The following is a 16,925-nucleotide window of genomic DNA, read 5'->3' as shown; positions in this document are numbered from 1 at the left end:
CGCCTACCGTTTTGCCGCGCAATCACGGGGCGCGCAACTGGTTCGGCAACAGACTTTGGCGCCGGCACAACAGGAAGGCGACCAGCACGGTCGGGATCAGGATGGCGAGGCCAAGGCAGGTGATCTGCAATTGCGAGATCGGCATGATGCCGCCGCCGGGTGTCGCGATCACGAAGCCGCCGATCACCAGCAGCACGCGCAGCGGCCATTCCAGTGCGCCGGCGCCGCGGAGGTCGCCGACATAGGCCTGATAGCCCTGGATGCCGCCGCATATGAAGATGATGCCGAAACAGGCCAACCCCGTCAGCCCGATCGCTTCCAGATAGGGGTTGTTCCCCTGCAGCAGCAATGCGGGGTTCAGCACGAAGAAGAACGGGATGAAATAGATGATGCTGCCCACCCACATGCTCTCCCAGCCCGTCTTCATCGCGGGCGCACCGGCGATGCCGGCCGCGGCAAACGAGGCGATGGCGACCGGTGGCGTGATCGCCGACAGCATGCCCCAGTAGAAGATGAACATGTGCACGGCCATCTTGTTGAGCCCGAGCTTTTCCAGCGCAGGGGCCACCAGGATCGCGAGGAAGATGTAGCAGGACGTCGTGGTCAGCCCGAGCCCGAGGATCAGGCTGGTGAACGCGCACATGATGAGCAGGAGGAACGCGTCGCCGCCGGCGATGTTCAGCAAATCGTTGGCAAGGCTTGAAATCACGCCGGTGAGCGAGAACGCACCGATCAGGAGACCGCAGCCAGCGAGAATGGCGATCAGCTCGACGAAGGTCTTGCCGTTCAGTTCGAGGAACTGCAGCCAGCGCGCGCCGCCCCAGTTCTTGCCCGGAAAGAATTCGTTGAGCGCGGCGAGCAGGCACATGCCCCAGAGGATCGCGTTGAGCACGTCGAACCAGAACATCAGCCCGGTCGCGACGATCGAGAGGACGAGCACCGCCGTATTGCCGCGCTTCCATGGCGCCGGTCCCGACCATTGATGCAGGATCACCAGCAGCACGGATGCGTAAAACGGCGCGTGACTTTCGCGCTTGAAGTGCAGCAGCATGACCACGAGGATCGCGATGACAAAGAGGTAGTACCAGCCTTCCTTGAAGGCATCCCAGAAGCGCGGGAGCTCCTCCCGCGGCAGCCCCTTCAGCTTGTGACGCGCGGCGTAGGCGTCGACCTGCGCGAACAGGCCGACATAATACAGGATCGAGGGGATGGTCGCCGCCAGCGCGACGTCGGCATAGCTGGTGTTCATGAACTGCGCCATCACGAACGCGGTGGCGCCGAGCACCGGCGGCGCCAGAACGGCGCCGGTCGAGGCGCAGGCTTCGATCGCGGCGGAGTAGGATGGTGTAAAGCCGGTCTTCTTCATCGCCGGGATGGTCATCGTGCCGGCCGTCAGCACGTTGGAGACGATGCTGCCGCCGACGGTGCCGAGCAGGCCGCTGGCAAAGACACAGACCTTTGCCGCGCCGCCGCGGAACGTTCCGCACATCGCGAATGCGATATTGATGAAGAACTTGCCGGCGCCGGTCATCATCAACGCGGTGCCGAACACCAGGAAGCCGATCACCGTGTCGGCGAAGGCCTGGACCGGAATGCCGAGCAGGCTTTCGCCCGACAGCGTGTGATAGGCGGTGGTCTGTTCGAGGTTCGATTGGGTGCCGCGAAATGGTCCAAGCCATTTGGAATCGGCGAACATCGGATACAGCGTGAATGGAAGCACGCTGAGCAGGAGGCTCCAGCCGCCGGTGCGCCGCAACGCCTCCATCAGCACGAACCACATCACCAGGCCGGCTGCGATCACCGGCGTCGGCGCGCCGCCGAATTCCCAGCCTGCCGACGCCGCCTTGCGGACGTTCATCATCAGGTAGATCGCCGCACCGAATGTCAGCAGGAACAGCGCGATGTCATACCAGGGCATTCGCTCGATGCTTGCCTTCTCCGAACCTGGAAATATCAGGAACGTAAAAGGCAGCATCAACGCGATCAGCAGATAGAAATATTCGGTGTTGAGCTGCGTGTAGTCGATGAAGAACCGCAATGAGAATTGCTGGTTCACGCAGAGCAGGATCGTCACCGCGGTCAGGACGATCAGCAACCAGCGCCAGCCGCCTTTCAGCGTTCGGATGCGCGAGACCTCGGCTTCCTGCAGGTCGGCTACCGCGACCAGCGGATCGGCCAACTCGACCTTGGCCGGCTCGGCCGGGCCGCCGCCGGTCGGCGACGACACGGCGCGCGGCTGCTGCGCTCTATCGGATGGAGGAAGCGTCATTCATCTGTTCCAATAGTTGCGGGCGATCGGTCGTGCGCGGGTTTGCGATGGTCTATTCGAATCCGTTCGGCATGCCGGCTTTGGCAAGGGCTGCGGCGCGAGCCTTCATCCAGCCATCCAGGAATGCCTTCTCATCCGACGGCGGGCTGGCTTTGCCGTAGTCGGCCCACGCCGCGGCCAGAACGGCCTGCCGCTTGAACAGCGCATTGTTGTGCGCCTCCTGGTCGTCGCTCCATTGGCCGGCTTCCTTCATCGCCTTCACCGCGCCGGGATGGAGGGGCACCGCCCAGTTTTTGGTCTGGCGGTCGGCCGCTAGACCGGCGGCGCCGGCAGCAGCGTCCTTGTAAAGGTCGTAGCCCGTGATCATCGCCTTGGTCACGGCATAGACCTGATCAGCCGGCTGCGATCCATAGACGACGAAAATGGGATACGGATAGTTTCCGAGTTCGATCGGCTTTTCCTTCGTAATGCCGGCGCCGCAGGTGGCGACGTGCGGGAAGAAGAACGAACCGACTTTCTTGACGCGTTCCCAACCAGCCTTGTCGCTGTGCGGGAGCGGGGGCCAGACGATGCCGCGCGGCGAGGTCTCGGCTTCCTTTGCAGGGGCGGTGATGGTGGTCGCGAAGGCAGCGTCGACGTCGTTGTTGATCAAGCCCTTCCACATCGCGCCATAGCTGGAGAATTCCACCGCCTTGACGTCGCTCTGCTTGAGATCGCCGAACGCCAGGATCGCAAGCGCATTCTGGTTCAGCGCCGGGGAGCCGACGACGAATCCGACCCGCTTTCCGCGGAGATCCTTGACCTCCTTGACCCCGGTATCGCGGGCGACGCCGAGCGAACCTGCGTTGCAGTCGACCGACGAGAGCACCAGTTGCAAGGCTTGCGGCCCCCATTCCTTGGCGCCGAATTCAAACATGCCTTCCTGCGCGAAATAGGTGCCGGACCCCATCGCCGAAGACATCGCGCGACCGGCGCGCAAGGGCGCGAGGCGCGCCACGTCATTGCCTGCCGGGAGAACCCGCAGGTCGGTGCCGTATTTGTCCTTCATCATCTTGCCGACGGCGACCGCAATGTTGAATCCGGCGGTACCGGTGTCATAGGCGGTGAACGTCATGGTCGGCGGCAGCTTGACGTCCTGGGCCAGCGCCGGCGCAAACGCCATGAGCGAGATGCCTGCGAGTGCGGCAGGCGCAAAGTTCGACAGTCGACGGTTCATGTTTCCCCCAAATTGTTTCGCTAGATGAAACTTTTTCTGATTAGGATGATGTCATCGCAGCATTGCTATGGCAACGTCCGAGCACGTTCACGTCCACCATTATGCCAGTTGCACTGGCGGACAGATCGTCACGCATCAAAAGTATGAGCGCGAAAGAGCTAAGCTTCGACGATCGCGACCACCTGTCCTTCAGCGATCACGTCGTCGAGTTTGACCAGAATTGCCTTGATTTTCCCGGTAATTGTCGACGTTACCGGGATTTCCATTTTCATCGCTTCGACGAATGCAATCTCGTCGCCGTCACCGACACTCGCTCCAGCTTCTGCAGCCAGCGCGCACACGCGTCCGGCGACTTCGGTCACAATCTTGATCTCTGGCATGCCACCCTCCGGTACCGTGTGACGTGACAATTTCGTCCCGCGAACGGCTTTTTGTTGTGGCTGCAGATTGCCTGAGGTAGCTTGATCTGCAAGTGGAATTTTATTCCGCAGGGCGGAACGGAGCCAAAATATGGGAAGACGCTCAGAGCGGCTTAGCAAACAGGGAATGCTTGCCAGCGATCTGGCGGGCGAGGGCGATGTGATCCAAGTGGTGTCGCGGGCGTTCGATGTCCTGCGCTGCTTCGAGGGTCACGAAGCCCGACTCGGCAATCTCGAAATTTCCAATCGCTGCGGTCTGCCGCGATCGACGGTGTCGCGGTTGACGCACACGCTGACGCGGATGGGTCAGCTGGTCTATCTGCCGCGCGACCAGAAGTACCGCATCGGCCCGAGCGCGGTGGCGATGAGCACCTCGATGATGAAGGGATTGCAGCTGCGCAATCTGATCCGGTTGCGGTTGCAGGATGTCGCCGAGCAATTGCCGGGCACCGTCGGTTTCGTGATCCCCGATCGTTTTCAACTGGTCTATCTCGAGTTCGCCCGCGCCGCGAATGCGCTCGGCCTGCACGAGACCACCGGCAGCCGCATTGCGATGGCGAGCACGGCGGCGGGCCACGCCTACACCGCGGCGCTCGACGACGATGTCGGCGATGCGCTCATCGTGGAAATGGAACGCGAGATGCCGGATAGCGCGCGGATGCTGAAGTCGCGCATCGAGGACAATCGCCGTCATCTGCGCGAACACGGCTATGTCGTGGCCTGCGGCACCTGGAGCCCGCACATCAACGGTTGCGCCGTGCCGCTGTGGTCGCCGCAATATCAAACCTACGTCGTCGCGACGATCGGTCTGTTGTCCGCGATGTTCGATGAAAAGCGGGTGCACCGCGACGTGGCGCCGGTGATGGTCGAACTGGGGGCTGCGCTCGGCGGTCTGCTCGAAGGCGCCGACGGCGACATCTTCACCAACCGGCTGGAAAGAAAAGCGCTTCCGGTGTCAGTGCATAACAATAATAAAATCATCAAGGCGGAGGATACGAATGAACTGGAAGCCGGAACTCGACGACCTCGCCCGGCGCGAAGCGTTCGCGCGCGAGATGGGAGGCGTTGACAAGGTCAAGCGTCAGCATGACCAGGGCCGGCTCACCGTTCGGGAGCGCATCGACAAGATCGTTGACCAGAAGTCCTTCCACGAAATCGGCGCCATCTCCGGCATCGCCGAATATGACGAGAACAGCGAACTCAAGCACCTGACGCCCGCGAACTGCGTGTTCGGCCGGGCCAAGGTCGAAGGCCGTCCGGTGGTCGTCGTTGGCGACGATTTCACCGTGCGCGGCGGCTCGGCCGACGCCTCGATCTCCGCCAAGCCGCTGATGGCCGAGGAGATGGCGCATGATTTCCGCCTGCCGATCATCCGCGTGATCGAAGGCTCGGGCGGCGGCGGCTCGGTGAAGACGATCGAGACGCGAGGGGCCGCTAATCTGCCGGGCGGCGTCGGCGGCACGCGCTGGTACTGGTTCACGACGGCGAACATGGCGCGCGTGCCGGTGGTGGCGCTCGGCCTCGGCTCGGTCGCGGGCCTCGGCGCGGCGCGGCTGGCGGCGAGCCATTATTCGGTCATGACCAGGAACTCGGCGATGTTCGTCGCGGGGCCGCCGGTCGTGAAGCGTCTCGGCCAAGACCTGACCAAACAGGAACTCGGCGGCGCTGACATCCAGACCCGCGCCGGCGGTGTGGACGATGCCGTCGATACCGAGGAAGAGGCGTTCGAGCGCGCCCGGCGCTTCCTGTCCTATCTGCCGTCATCGGTCTACGAGCTGCCGCCGACCACGCCCTGCACCGACGATCCGGAGCGCGCCGAGGAAGCGCTGATGAAGGCGGTACCGCGCAACCGCCGTCAGGTCTACAAGATGCGCCCGATCATCGACGCCGTCGTCGACAAGGGCTCGTTCTTCGAGGTCAACGCCAATTTCGGCCGCCCGATCATCACGGGCCTCGCGCGTCTCGAAGGCCGCGCGGTGCTGCTGCTCGCCAGCGATCCCTTCCACTATGGCGGGTCGTGGACGGCGGAGGCCTGCCAGAAGGTGGTGCGCTGGGTCGACTTCGCCGAAACCTTCCATCTGCCGGTGGTCTATCTGATGGATTGCCCGGGCTTCATGATCGGGCTCGAGGCCGAGAAGTCGGCGACCATCCGGCACGGCGTGCGCGCGATGGCCGCCGTCAACCAGAGCACCGTGCCCTGGTGCACCATCATCGTGCGCAACGCCTTCGGCGTCGCCGGCGTCGTGCACCAGCCGGCCAACCGCTATTCGATGCGTTACGCCTGGCCCTCGGCCTATTGGGGCTCGCTGCCGCTCGAGGGCGGCATCGAGGCCGCCTATCGCGCCGACATCGATGCCGCGGAAGACCCGGCGGCAAAGCTGAAAGAGATCGAGGACCGTCTCAACAAGCTGCGCTCGCCGTTCCGCTCGGCCGAAAAATTCTGGGTCGAGGAAGTGATCGATCCCCGCAAGACGCGCTCGCTATTGTGCGAATTCGCGCGGCTGGCTGAACGGGTCCTCACGACGGGGCCGGCGACGAACATGGCCATCAGGCCGTAGGTGGTTGCCGCGCACTCAACTCGTCATACGCGGGCTTGACCCGCGTATCCATCGCCCGCGCTAGCGGACAATCGCGATTCATTCGAAGAAAGATGGATTGCCGGGTCAAGCCCGGCAATGACGATAGTCGAGCTACGCCTCGTTCTCCCGATGCACGTCGTGGATCACAATACCCATGCCTTCGTCGGGCATCCGGATCCAGTCGCGGCGCTTCAGGGTGCGTTTGGTGTCCTCGTGGCCGCTCATCCAGTGCTCGCGCATCGAGGTGCCCGAGAATTCGTGGTCCTTGGCGTCGCCTTCATAGGCCTTCTGCTGGTAGATCAGTTGCAGGATCGCGATCTCGGGCAGATTGCCGATGCTGGCCTTGATCTGACGCTCTTCGTCGGACAGCTGATCGTCGGGAATTCGTGACAGCGCCTTGTGCAGGCGCGCTTTCAGATTGTGCGTCTTGCGGTAGACGTCGGTATTGTGGCGCGTGCGCGAGGAATACATGATGTCCTTGTGCCGGGCCATCACGTCCTGGATGTCGCGCGGCAAGGCTCCGCGGGCGCTGAACAGGTCGACCTGGAACACCAGCGAATTGAGGCTGTCCTCCTGGTCCAAGAGATGCTGCAGCGGCGTGTTCGAGACGATGCCGCCGTCCCAGAAATGGTCGGTGCCGACCTTCACCATCGGCAGGGCCGGCGGCAGCGCGCCGCTCGCCATGATGTGCTCGGGAATGATCTCGTCATGGGCGTTGTCGAAATAAATGAAATTGCCTGACAGCACGTTGACCGCGCCCACCGCAAACCGGATCCGCTTGTCGTTGATCATGTCGAAATCGACGAGCTCGAGCAGCGTCTGGCGCAGCGGCTCGGTGTCGTAATAGCTCGTCGCCGTCCGGGCGCCGGTGGCGCTGAGCCACGGGTTGGTCATGTGCGGGGTGAAGAAGCCGGGCTGGCCCAGCGACGTCGTCATGAGCGAGCTCGCGAAATTGCGCGCCTTGCGATAGATGTCGCCGTCCGGCGTGTAGTGCCAGATCTTGCGGCTGGTGATGCGGTCCCAGAAAATCTGCAAGCGTTCGAGCCGGCGCTCCGGCGGGTTGCCGGCGATGATCGCCGAATTGATCGCGCCGATCGACACTCCGCACACCCAGTCCGGCTCGATATGGGCCTCGTGCAGGGCCTGATAGACGCCGGCCTGATAGGCGCCGAGCGCGCCGCCGCCCTGCAGCACCAGCGCAACGCGGTCGCAGCGCTCCGGCCGCCAGCCGCGCGCATGGATGGTCTGTTCGAGATGTGGGGTTCGCGCGTCCATGTTCATTACTCCAAAACTGCCCGACAATTCCGCGCGCTGGTGACGCGATGATGACAAATGTGTCGATCGGCTTTTGCCGCCTCGCGTTTTGCCTGCGCCTGAAGCATTGACGTGTTCGAAAAACGGAGGCCGAAATTTGCGGTCATGACGCTGAAGGAAATCCCTCACATCCCTGTCAATTTCGGCCGCTAGCAATCGGCAGGACGATTTTCAGCAGGGGATTGCAATGCGCAGGGAAGACTTGCTCAAGTTTCCGTCGATGCCGGCCGCAGGGCCAAGCTATCCCGCCGGTCCGTATCGTTTCGTCAACCGCGAATTCCTCGTCATCACCTATGAGACCGATCCCGAACTGATCCGCGCCGGATTGCCCGAGCCGCTGGAGCCGGTCGATCAGCCGATCGTGCACTATGAATGGATCAAGATGCCGGACAGTTCCGGCTTCGGCAGCTACACCGAATCCGGGCTGGTCATCCCGGCGCGGCTGCATGGCGAGGAAGTCAATTTCGTCTCGCAAATGTATCTCGACGACGATCCGCCGATCGCAGCGGGGCGCGAAATCTGGGGCTTTCCGAAGAAATACGCCCACCCAAAACTCGAGATCGTCAAGGACACCTTCACCGGCACGCTGGAATATGCTGGCCAGCTCGTGGCGATGGGCACCATGGGCTACAAGCACGAAAGCATGGCCGGCAATGGTGAAATCACGCGCGCCACGCTGTCGAAGACGCAGATCAATCTCAAGATGATCCCGGGCGTCGATGGCCGCCTCGAGATCTGTCAGCTCGTCGCGATCAATCTCACCGACATCGTCGTCAAGGGCTCATGGATCGGGCCGGGGCGGTTGCATCTGGTGCCGCACGTCAACGCGCCGGTGGCGGATGTTCCGGTGCGCCGGGTGGTCGGCGCCCATCATTTCCTGGCCGACCTGACGTTGCCGTTCGGCCGCGTGGTTCACGACTACAACAAGGAAGTCGAACAGGCAGCGGTAACCGGTCTCGCCGCGGAGTAGGCGGCGAGAGCGATCTCTTCGGTGACATCAAACTGTAACAATAGTGCAATTGAATCGCCTGGCATGCACGAGGGCCGCTGCGGCTGAGTTCTCCTATGGCCGCTGCGCAGGGTTTGGCGGGGGCTGCTGATGTCTTCGATGGATACGTTGGCCGAGCCTGCAATAGGTGTCGGCATGCCGATAGCTGATGCCGCTTCGGCTATCCCGGATGCCGCTTCGGCTATCCCGGGACTGGTGTGGGTGTTTCGCCTGCACAGCGATGGCAGCGCCGAGCCGCTGCCGATCAACGTGCCGATCGAATTCAGCCATGACGGGCGGCTGTGGCTGCACTTTAATCTGACCGACGCAAGGGCGCGGTCGTGGCTGGCGGGTGTGGACGTGCCACTGCCGGCGCGCGAGCTGCTGCTGTCGAAAGACAATTATCAGCAACTCCACATCTCGGACCATTGCGTCTACGGCGTGTTCTCCGATCTCGTCCGCGCCATCGACACCGCGACCGAGGAAACCGGATTTCTTCGTTTCGCGATGACCGAACGCTTTCTCATCAGTGGCCGGCATCAGGCGCTTTGCGCCGTCGATGCCACCCGCCGTGTGCTGGAGAGCGGTCATCGCGTCGATACCGTCGCCGCGTTGCTGGAGAAGATCGTCGACGAGGTCGCCGATACCATGGACCGCATGGCCGACAAGATCGGCACCGCAATCGACAATATCGAGGAGCGGATTCTCGCAGGCGAGACAAGATCGGAAATGCGCGCAGCACTTGGCCGGTCGCGGCGGACCTGCGTGCGTTTGCACCGGCAGCTGGCGGGATTGCGCGTGCTGTTCCACCGGCTCGAGCAGAAGAGCGTTGAACACCTCAGCCCGGCGCTGCGGCTTCAGGCCGGAAAACTGGCGCAGCGGCTCGATGGCCTCGACCACGATATCGTCGAACTGCGCGAGCGCAGCCGCCTGCTGGAGGATGAAATACATTTCAAGATGGAGGAGGAGAGCAACCGGCACCTCCACACGCTGTCCATCGTCACGACGATGCTGCTGCCTCCGACGCTGGTGACCGGCATCTTCGGCATGAACACCAAGGGCCTGCCGCTCACCGACACCGAAACCGGATTTTTGTGGGCGGCGGCGATCATGGTTGGCGTCGCCGGTGCGGCCTATCTCGCCATGCGCCGCTCAGGCTTCTTCAAATAGAGCAGTCGGCGGCGGTATCGACACCATGTACAGCGTTCTTTCCCGCGCCGTCACCTTGCTCGCGACGGCGGCCTGTCTTGTACTCGCACCGGTCGCGTATGCCGACACCGCTCCGGCGAAGCCAAAGGAAACGCCACAGGACGCGCGCGAAGCCTTGGCGGATGCCGGCTATCAGTTCAGTCTGATCTACATCGGAGAGGGGCTCGCCAATATCTCCGGCGGCATGCGGACGGGGGCGATCTACACCGGCCGTCTCGATTTGGGCACCACGATCGATCTGGAGAAGGTGGCGGGTTGGACCGGCGCCAGCTTCCACGCCAACATGTTCCAGATCCACGGCGACGGGCTGTCCCGCAGCTATATCGGCAATCTGATGCTGGCCAGCGGCGTCGAGGCGTTGCCGGCCACGCGGCTCTACGAATTCTGGGTCGAGCAGAAGCTGCTTGGCGGCAAGCTCGCCGTCCGTGTCGGGCAGCAGGCGTCCGACATCGAGTTCATCGACAGTTCCTATGACGACATCTTCGTCAATTCGGCGCTGGGCTGGCCGGGCCATGCCGGCATCAATTTGCCGAGCGGCGGGCCGTCGCCACCACTCTCGGTGATGGGCATCAGGGTGAAAGCCGAACTCACGGACCGGCTCACGGCGTACTTCGCGCTGTTTAACGGCGACTCGGCTCCACCAGGGCCGGAAGATCCGCAGATCAAGAATCCCCACGGGCTGTTGTTTCGCGTCAGCGATCCACCGTGGTGGATCGCCCAGCTCAAATACAAAGTTGAACTTGGTGAAAGCCGGCTGCCCGGGACGATCACCGGCGGCGGCTGGTACCACATAAAGTCGTTTCCGGATCAGCGGCTCTCCGCCGATGGCCTGTCGCTGGCCGATCCCAACAGCAATGGCGAGACCGCATGGCGGCGGCGGAATCCCGGCGTGTTCATGGTCTACGAGCAGTTGTTGATGCGCGCGTCGCCGGGCTCCGACAAGGGCATCGCCTTCTTCATGCGTGCCTCGATGAGCCCGTCGGACCGCAACCTGGTCAGCGCCTATATCGATGGCGGCTTCCTGTTCACCGGCTTCAGCGCGCAGCGCCCGAACGACAGGTTCGGGATCGCCGCGACCTATGCGCGGATCTCCGATCGCGCCCGCGCGCTCGACCGCGACACGCAGATCTTTACCGGCACGCCGTACCCGGTGCGCGATTATGAGGCGATCCTGGAGATCACCTACCAGCACGAAGTGCGGCCGGGCTTTCTGCTGCAACCGGTGGTGCAGTACATCGCCCATCCCGGTGGCGGCATACCCGATCCGAACGATCCGACGCAGTCCAAGCGCATCAAGGACGGCGTGATGGTGGGTGTTCGCGCCACCATCACGTATTGAGCTTTACGCCGGCGCCACTGCCGCCGCCGGCTTCGGCGCCGGCCGCGAGATCGCCAGCGTGATCAGGGCCGCGACGATGCAGAGCGCACCGGCGGCGAAGAACGCGTGCAGGTAGGTCCCAGAGACCGTCCGCCACAGGCCCGCACCGAAGGCCGCGACGCCGGCGCCCAATTGGTGGCCGGCGAAAATCCAGCCGAACACCAGATTGGCGCGTTCCGCTCCGAACCGCTGCGCGGTCAGGCGTACCGTCGGCGGCACCGTGGCGATCCAGTCCAGTCCATAGAACACCGCGAACACCGACAGGCCGTAGAACGAGAAATCCGTAAAGGGTAAGAACAGCAGCGAGAGCCCACGCAGGCCGTAATACCAGAACAGCAGCCAGCGATTGTCGTAGCGGTCCGACAGCCAGCCGGACACGATGGTGCCGACGAAATCGAAGATGCCCATCGCGGCAAGCAGGCTCGCGGCCTGGACCTGCGGGATGCCGTAATCGAAGCACATCGGAATCAGATGCACCTGGATCAGGCCGTTGGTGCTGGCGCCGCAGATGAAGAAGGTGCCGAACAGGATCCAGAACACTTTCGTCTTCGAGGCGTCGCGCAAGGTGCCGAGCGCCGCGGCCATGATTGGCGCGTTGCTCGGCGGCGGCGCTGCGATCGGCTCGGTGCCCGTATCGCCGTATGGACGCAAACCGAGGTCGCTCGGGCGGTCGCGCATGATCATCGCCACGGCAAAGGCCGCGACGCCGAGCATCACGCAGATCAATCCCAGCGCGGTCCGCCAGCCGTAATGCTGCGTCAGCGTGGCGAGTAGCGGCAGGAACACGAGCTGGCCCGTCGCCACGCTCGCGGTGAGGATGCCGACCACCAAACCGCGTCGCGCCACGAACCAGCGAGCCGAAATCGTGGCGCCGAGCACCAGCGCGGTCATGCCGGTGCCGAGACCGATCACGACGCCCCACAGCAGCATCAGGTGCCAGACCTGGGTCATGAACAGCGACGCGATCAGCGCTGTGCCGACGATCAGCAACGACAACAGCGACATGTTGCGCAGGCCGTAACGGTTCAGCAGGGCTGCCGCGAACGGCGCCATCAGCCCGAACAGGATGAAGCGGATCGACAGCGCCGAGGAGATCTCGGCAGCGCTCCAGTGGAATTCCTCCTGCAGCGGCACGATGAACACGCCGGGCGCGCCAACGGTGCCGGCCGAGATCAGCGCGGTGAAGAAGGTCACGCCGACCATCGCCCAGCCATAATGGATGTTGCGGCGGGCGAGGGCGGCGGAGAGCCAGTTCGAAATCATTGGGCCTCTGAAAAATTCAATTGGAAGGTTTGCAGGATGTGGCGGAGCACCACATCCTGACACAAACGCCTAGCGACATAAATGCTGAACTTCCCTCGTTTTCGGACATGCATCTAATGCACGATGCGCTCGACCGCGATCGCGGTGGCTTCGCCGCCGCCGATACAGAGCGCCGCGACGCCGCGCTTCAGGTTCTGCGCTTCCAGCGCATGCAGCAGCGTGACGATCAGGCGCGCGCCGGTGGCGCCGATCGGATGACCGAGCGCGCAGGCGCCGCCGTTGACGTTCAGCTTCGCGCGGGGAATCCCGAGGTCGCGCTGCGCCGCCATCGCCACCACTGCAAACGCCTCGTTGATCTCGAACAGATCGACATCGCCGACGCTCCAGCCGACCTTGTCGAGCAGCTTCCGGATCGCCGGGATCGGCGCCGTGGTGAACCATTGCGGCTCCTGGCTGTGGGTGGCGTGGCCCTTGATCTCGGCGAGCGTGGGAAGACCTTCGCGATCGGCGAGCGAGCGCCGCGCCAGGATCAGCGCCGCGGCGCCGTCGGCGTTGGCGGAGGAGGCGGCGGGCGTAATCGTGCCGTTGGCGCGGAACGCCGCCTTCAGCCCGGGAATTTTGGCGGGATCCACCTTGAGCGGATGCTCGTCATTGGCGATCACGCGCGGACCGGCTTTCTCAGCTACCGTAATGGGGACGATCTCGGCCTTGAACGCGCCGCCTTCCACCGCCTTGCGCGCGCGCGTCAGCGTCTCGATCGCGTAGGCGTCCTGATCGGCGCGGGTGAACTGATAGGCTTCCGCGGTGGCCTCGCCGAAATCACCCATCGAGCGGCCGGTCTCATAGGCGTCCTCAAGCCCGTCCATCATCATGTGGTCGATGATCCGGTCATGGCCGGCGCGGTAACCCGCGCGCGCCTTGCTCAGCAGATAGGGCGCGTTCGACATGCTCTCCATGCCGCCCGACAGCACGATCTCGGCCGAACCGGCCTTGATGATGTCGTGCGCCAGCATGGTGGCCTTCATGCCGGAGCCGCAGACCTTGTTGACGGTCGTGGCGCCGGTGGCATCCCGCAGCTTGGCGCCGCGTGCGGCCTGGCGCGCCGGGGCCTGGCCCTGGCCGGCCGGCAGCACATTGCCCATGAACACTTCGTCGATCCGCTCCGGCGCCAGTTTTGCGCGTTCCAGCGCCGCGCCGATCACATGCGAGCCGAGCTTGTGGGCGCTGAAGGGTGACAACTCGCCCATGAACCGGCCAAGCGGCGTGCGGGCGGCGGACAGGATGACGACGGGATCGGAGGCGGCCATGGCGGAACTCCCAGGGATGTTCGAATAATAAGATTATGAACATCATATGATGCGCTGCAAAAATTGCAACGGATGATCTCACGGAAATGAGTGGATCATTCCATGAGAAAATCTTGGCTTTCGGATGAGCTGGATTGATCCGTTTGCCGGGCAGGCCGCTACGGAGCGGCGTCGCGCTATTCCAGCCCGTCGAGCGCCGTCCGGATTGCGTTCTGGAACACGGCGATGTCACCGAGCTCGTGGCCGAGCAGCAGCGCCAGCCGGGTCAGGAACAGTGCCTCGCGCTCGGGCCCGGCCGAATCGATGGCCGTTGCGAGCGTCTCATAGGCGGTTTCGAAATCCGCTGATGGCATCGTGCTCATGCTCTGGCCCTCCCGAGGCACAAGGCGGCGGTCCGCAGCACCTCATTTGCGGCGATCGTTTTCCATCGCCCGGCGACATGCAGGTCGGGACGCAGCAGATAAAGCGTGCCAGGAGCCGCCGCGTACAGGCGAGCGATCTCGCCGTCGGCATCGCTGATGTGACTGGTTCCGATCAAGAGTGCGGCAAGGCGCTTGTCCGTGTTGCGAAGCCGGTCGAGGAGCATAATGTCGTCGGTGGACGGCGCGCCCCGGCAGAACAGGATTGCCGTCATGCCAATGCCGGCCTGATCCAGCAAATGACTGCCGTCGGGAAGCTTCGCGTTCGGCGCAACGCTGCCGCAGACGGGGCCGCCCGTAAACTCGGCATCTCTGATGGCATAGGGTGTCAGCGGGCTCTCGGAATAGGTGTAGGGCTGCATCTGCCGAGGATTGGCAAGGCCGCGCGGAAATTCGTGCTTCAGGCTCAGCGACAGCGCCGCCTCCCGCGCCAGCCGCCAGCCACGGGTCGGCGGCGTCATGAAGCGCGTGCTCTTGGTGGCGTTGGCGAACACGTCCAGCGTGGCGCCGCGGCGCTCCGGCGAATAGCTGTCGAGCAGGACTTCATCCGCCGCGCCGTTGAGGACGAGCGCCAGCTTCCAGCCGAGATTTTCGGCATCCGCGAGGCCGTTGTTGAGGCCGCGCACGCCAAAAATCGGCACGATGTGCGCGGCGTCGCCGATGAAGAACACCCGGCCGTGCCGGTAGTCGTCGAGGCAGAGCGTGTTGGCGGAATAGACGCTCCACCATTCCAGTTCCCACGGTCTGTCGTGGCCGATGTCACCAAGGATGGCGCCGACGCGGGCGCGGATGTTTTCCTCGCGCATCGCATCCTGTTCGCTTTCGCCTTCGCGAAGCTGGTAGTCGATGCGCCAGATCCCTTCCGGTTGCTTGTGGATCAGCACCGTGCCGCCGGGATTGCCACTCGGCTCGAAGAAGGCCCGGCGTTCGGTCGGGAAATCGTGATCCATGCGGATATCCGCAATCACGTAGCGACCTTCGTAATTGTCGCCCTTCATCCGCAACCCGAGCTGCGATCGGATCGGCGAGCGCGCGCCGTCGGCGGCCAGGACATACCCGGCATCGAGGCGGTAGTTGCCGGCGGGCGAGGCAATGCCGATCGAAACGCCATCCGCGTTCGGCTTGATGTCGGAAAGCTCGCTCTGCCAGCGCATGTCGATGAGGTCGCACGCCGCGACCGCGTCATGCAGATATTGCTCGATATACTGCTGCTGCAGATTGTACATCGGCAGATATTTTTCATTCGGCGGATGCGGCATCTCGAGCCGGAAGATCTGCTCGCCGCGGTAGTAGCTGCGGCCGTAGCGCCATCCCAGTGATTTCTGGAGGAAGGGCGCGACCGCGCCGATCCGTTCCAGGATATGCATGCTCGGCCGGGCGATGCAGAGTGCGCGGCTGCCGTCGTTGAAAGTGTCCTTGCGATCGATCAGCACGCTGCGAACGCCGTAGCGCGCCAGCACCAGCGCTGCCGTCATCCCGATCGGGCCGGCGCCGACGATCGCAACGGGATGGCGAGCGGCCACGCCGTCCAGTTCGGGCACGCGCCGCGCCGGAAAGATCGGATAGTTGAAGTAGAGCGAATCCAGCGGCCCCTTGCCGGCAGGTCTCATGCGTTTCCCGCTTTGTTCATCCGGTTCCTTGTTCACGCCGACTACAGCTTGAAAGAAGCGGGATGGCAAGGCAGCATGTGTCGAACGCGAACAACCTTCACGATTGAAAGAAGGCCGTACGATGAATCAGCCAGCCCGCAGCGAGCAGACGGAATCCAACGAAGTTCTCTACGAGGTCGACGAGGGTATTGCGGTCATCACGCTCAATGCGCCTGAGCGTATGAACACCATCTCCGGGCCGATGCTGAACGACCTGACGCGCCTCCTGATCAGGGCCAATGAGGACAAGGCCGTGCGCTGCGTGATCCTGACCGGCAAGGGGCGGGCCTTTTGCGCGGGGCTGGATTTGCGCAAGGAGCGCAGCGGGGATGGGCTCAGCTCGGCCTCATCGAGCACCTCGCTCGACCTGCGCAACACGCCGCCGACGGTGATGCAGGCGATGGACAAGCCGACGATCTGCGCCGTCAACGGCGGCGCTGCGGGCTACGGCATGGATACCGCGCTCGGTTGCGACATCCGCATCATGGCGGAATCCGCCAAATTGGCTGCCGCCTTCGTCAAGCGCGGGGTAGTACCGGAGTCCGGCGGCACCTGGTTCCTGCCGCGCATGATTGGTTGGGCCAAGGCCTCCGAACTGATCTTTACCGGGCGCACGCTCAGCGCGCGCGAATGCCTCGAATGGGGACTCGCCAACGAGGTGGTTCCTGATGCGGATCTGATGGGGAGGGCGCGTGCGGTGGCGCGGGAGATTGCCGCCAATGCGCCTTTGGCGGTGCAGGCCGCCAAGCGGATGATGCGGATGGGGCTGAACGAAACATTCCCGGACCATGTGCACCACGTCTATCTGCAGCTCCTGCCGCTGTTCAAGACGCAGGACATGCAGGAAGGCATCAATGCCTTCATGGAGAAGCGCGAGCCGAAATTCGAGGGCCGTTGAGGCGGGGGATAAATTGT

14 protein-coding genes are annotated in these 16,925 nt (G+C 63.6%); 6 read left to right on the top strand and 8 right to left on the bottom strand.

Annotated features, from left to right (window positions below):
- Positions 1 to 22: 22 nt before the first annotated feature.
- The 3 genes from JQ597_RS14565 to JQ597_RS14555 all read right to left on the bottom strand — a co-directional run bounded on the left by JQ597_RS14565 (position 23) and on the right by JQ597_RS14555 (position 3,865).
- Positions 23 to 2,269, bottom strand: a complete 2,247-nt coding sequence (locus tag JQ597_RS14565; protein WP_212264945.1) for a TRAP transporter permease — start codon at positions 2,267 to 2,269, stop codon at positions 23 to 25.
- Between the two features lie 52 nt (positions 2,270 to 2,321).
- Positions 2,322 to 3,485: a TAXI family TRAP transporter solute-binding subunit gene (locus JQ597_RS14560; protein WP_212264944.1), complete on the bottom strand. Its 1,164-nt coding sequence runs from the start codon at positions 3,483 to 3,485 to the stop codon at positions 2,322 to 2,324.
- A gap of 158 nt (positions 3,486 to 3,643) precedes the next feature.
- Positions 3,644 to 3,865: an acyl-CoA carboxylase biotin carboxyl carrier protein subunit gene (locus JQ597_RS14555; protein WP_192739703.1), complete on the bottom strand. Its 222-nt coding sequence runs from the start codon at positions 3,863 to 3,865 to the stop codon at positions 3,644 to 3,646.
- A 130-nt stretch (positions 3,866 to 3,995) separates the two neighbouring features.
- Here JQ597_RS14555 and JQ597_RS14550 point away from each other — a divergent pair, with 130 nt between their 5' ends.
- Positions 3,996 to 4,973: an IclR family transcriptional regulator gene (locus JQ597_RS14550; RefSeq protein ID WP_192739702.1), complete on the top strand. Its 978-nt coding sequence runs from the start codon at positions 3,996 to 3,998 to the stop codon at positions 4,971 to 4,973.
- Positions 4,903 to 6,462: an acyl-CoA carboxylase subunit beta gene (locus JQ597_RS14545; protein WP_212264943.1), complete on the top strand. Its 1,560-nt coding sequence runs from the start codon at positions 4,903 to 4,905 to the stop codon at positions 6,460 to 6,462. The genes JQ597_RS14550 and JQ597_RS14545 overlap by 71 nt, the downstream gene beginning before the upstream one ends.
- Before the next feature lie 132 nt (positions 6,463 to 6,594).
- Here JQ597_RS14545 and JQ597_RS14540 read toward each other — a convergent pair whose 3' ends face one another.
- Complete coding sequence (locus JQ597_RS14540; protein WP_212264942.1) at positions 6,595 to 7,758, bottom strand: patatin-like phospholipase family protein; 1,164 nt, start codon at positions 7,756 to 7,758, stop codon at positions 6,595 to 6,597.
- Positions 7,759 to 7,984: 226 nt separating this feature from the next.
- On the opposite strand from JQ597_RS14540, the gene JQ597_RS14535 reads away from it, so the two are divergent.
- The 3 genes from JQ597_RS14535 to JQ597_RS14525 all read left to right on the top strand — a co-directional run bounded on the left by JQ597_RS14535 (position 7,985) and on the right by JQ597_RS14525 (position 11,333).
- Positions 7,985 to 8,767, top strand: a complete 783-nt coding sequence (locus JQ597_RS14535; RefSeq protein ID WP_212264941.1) for an acetoacetate decarboxylase — start codon at positions 7,985 to 7,987, stop codon at positions 8,765 to 8,767.
- 129 nt (positions 8,768 to 8,896) lie between these two features.
- Positions 8,897 to 9,955: a transporter gene (locus tag JQ597_RS14530; protein WP_212264940.1), complete on the top strand. Its 1,059-nt coding sequence runs from the start codon at positions 8,897 to 8,899 to the stop codon at positions 9,953 to 9,955.
- A 25-nt stretch (positions 9,956 to 9,980) separates the two neighbouring features.
- Positions 9,981 to 11,333 carry a carbohydrate porin gene (locus tag JQ597_RS14525; protein ID WP_212264939.1) on the top strand — a complete coding sequence of 451 codons (1,353 nt, stop codon included), beginning with the start codon at positions 9,981 to 9,983 and terminating at the stop codon, positions 11,331 to 11,333.
- A gap of 3 nt (positions 11,334 to 11,336) precedes the next feature.
- On the opposite strand, the gene JQ597_RS14520 is transcribed toward JQ597_RS14525, so the two are convergent.
- The 4 genes from JQ597_RS14520 to JQ597_RS14505 form a co-directional block, all read right to left on the bottom strand.
- Positions 11,337 to 12,635: an MFS transporter gene (locus JQ597_RS14520; RefSeq protein WP_212264938.1), complete on the bottom strand. Its 1,299-nt coding sequence runs from the start codon at positions 12,633 to 12,635 to the stop codon at positions 11,337 to 11,339.
- 113 nt (positions 12,636 to 12,748) lie between these two features.
- Positions 12,749 to 13,942 carry an acetyl-CoA C-acyltransferase gene (locus tag JQ597_RS14515; RefSeq protein ID WP_212264937.1) on the bottom strand — a complete coding sequence of 398 codons (1,194 nt, stop codon included), beginning with the start codon at positions 13,940 to 13,942 and terminating at the stop codon, positions 12,749 to 12,751.
- 176 nt (positions 13,943 to 14,118) lie between these two features.
- Positions 14,119 to 14,304 carry a hypothetical protein gene (locus JQ597_RS14510; RefSeq protein WP_212264936.1) on the bottom strand — a complete coding sequence of 62 codons (186 nt, stop codon included), beginning with the start codon at positions 14,302 to 14,304 and terminating at the stop codon, positions 14,119 to 14,121.
- Complete coding sequence (locus tag JQ597_RS14505) at positions 14,301 to 15,971, bottom strand: FAD-dependent monooxygenase (protein WP_212264935.1); 1,671 nt, start codon at positions 15,969 to 15,971, stop codon at positions 14,301 to 14,303. Before JQ597_RS14505 ends, JQ597_RS14510 begins: the two co-directional genes overlap by 4 nt.
- Positions 15,972 to 16,092: 121 nt before the next feature.
- Here JQ597_RS14505 and JQ597_RS14500 point away from each other — a divergent pair, with 121 nt between their 5' ends.
- A complete protein-coding gene (locus JQ597_RS14500) occupies positions 16,093 to 16,908 on the top strand; it encodes an enoyl-CoA hydratase/isomerase family protein (protein ID WP_212264934.1) in 816 nt (271 codons plus the stop codon).
- The last annotated feature ends 17 nt before the right edge of the window (positions 16,909 to 16,925 follow it).

The organism is Bradyrhizobium sp. AUGA SZCCT0177 (genome assembly GCF_018130125.1).
In the GTDB taxonomy this organism is placed as follows: domain Bacteria; phylum Pseudomonadota; class Alphaproteobacteria; order Rhizobiales; family Xanthobacteraceae; genus Bradyrhizobium.
The sequence above is the reverse complement of the archived record's forward strand: the minus strand, read 5'-3'. Positions and strand labels throughout refer to the sequence as shown.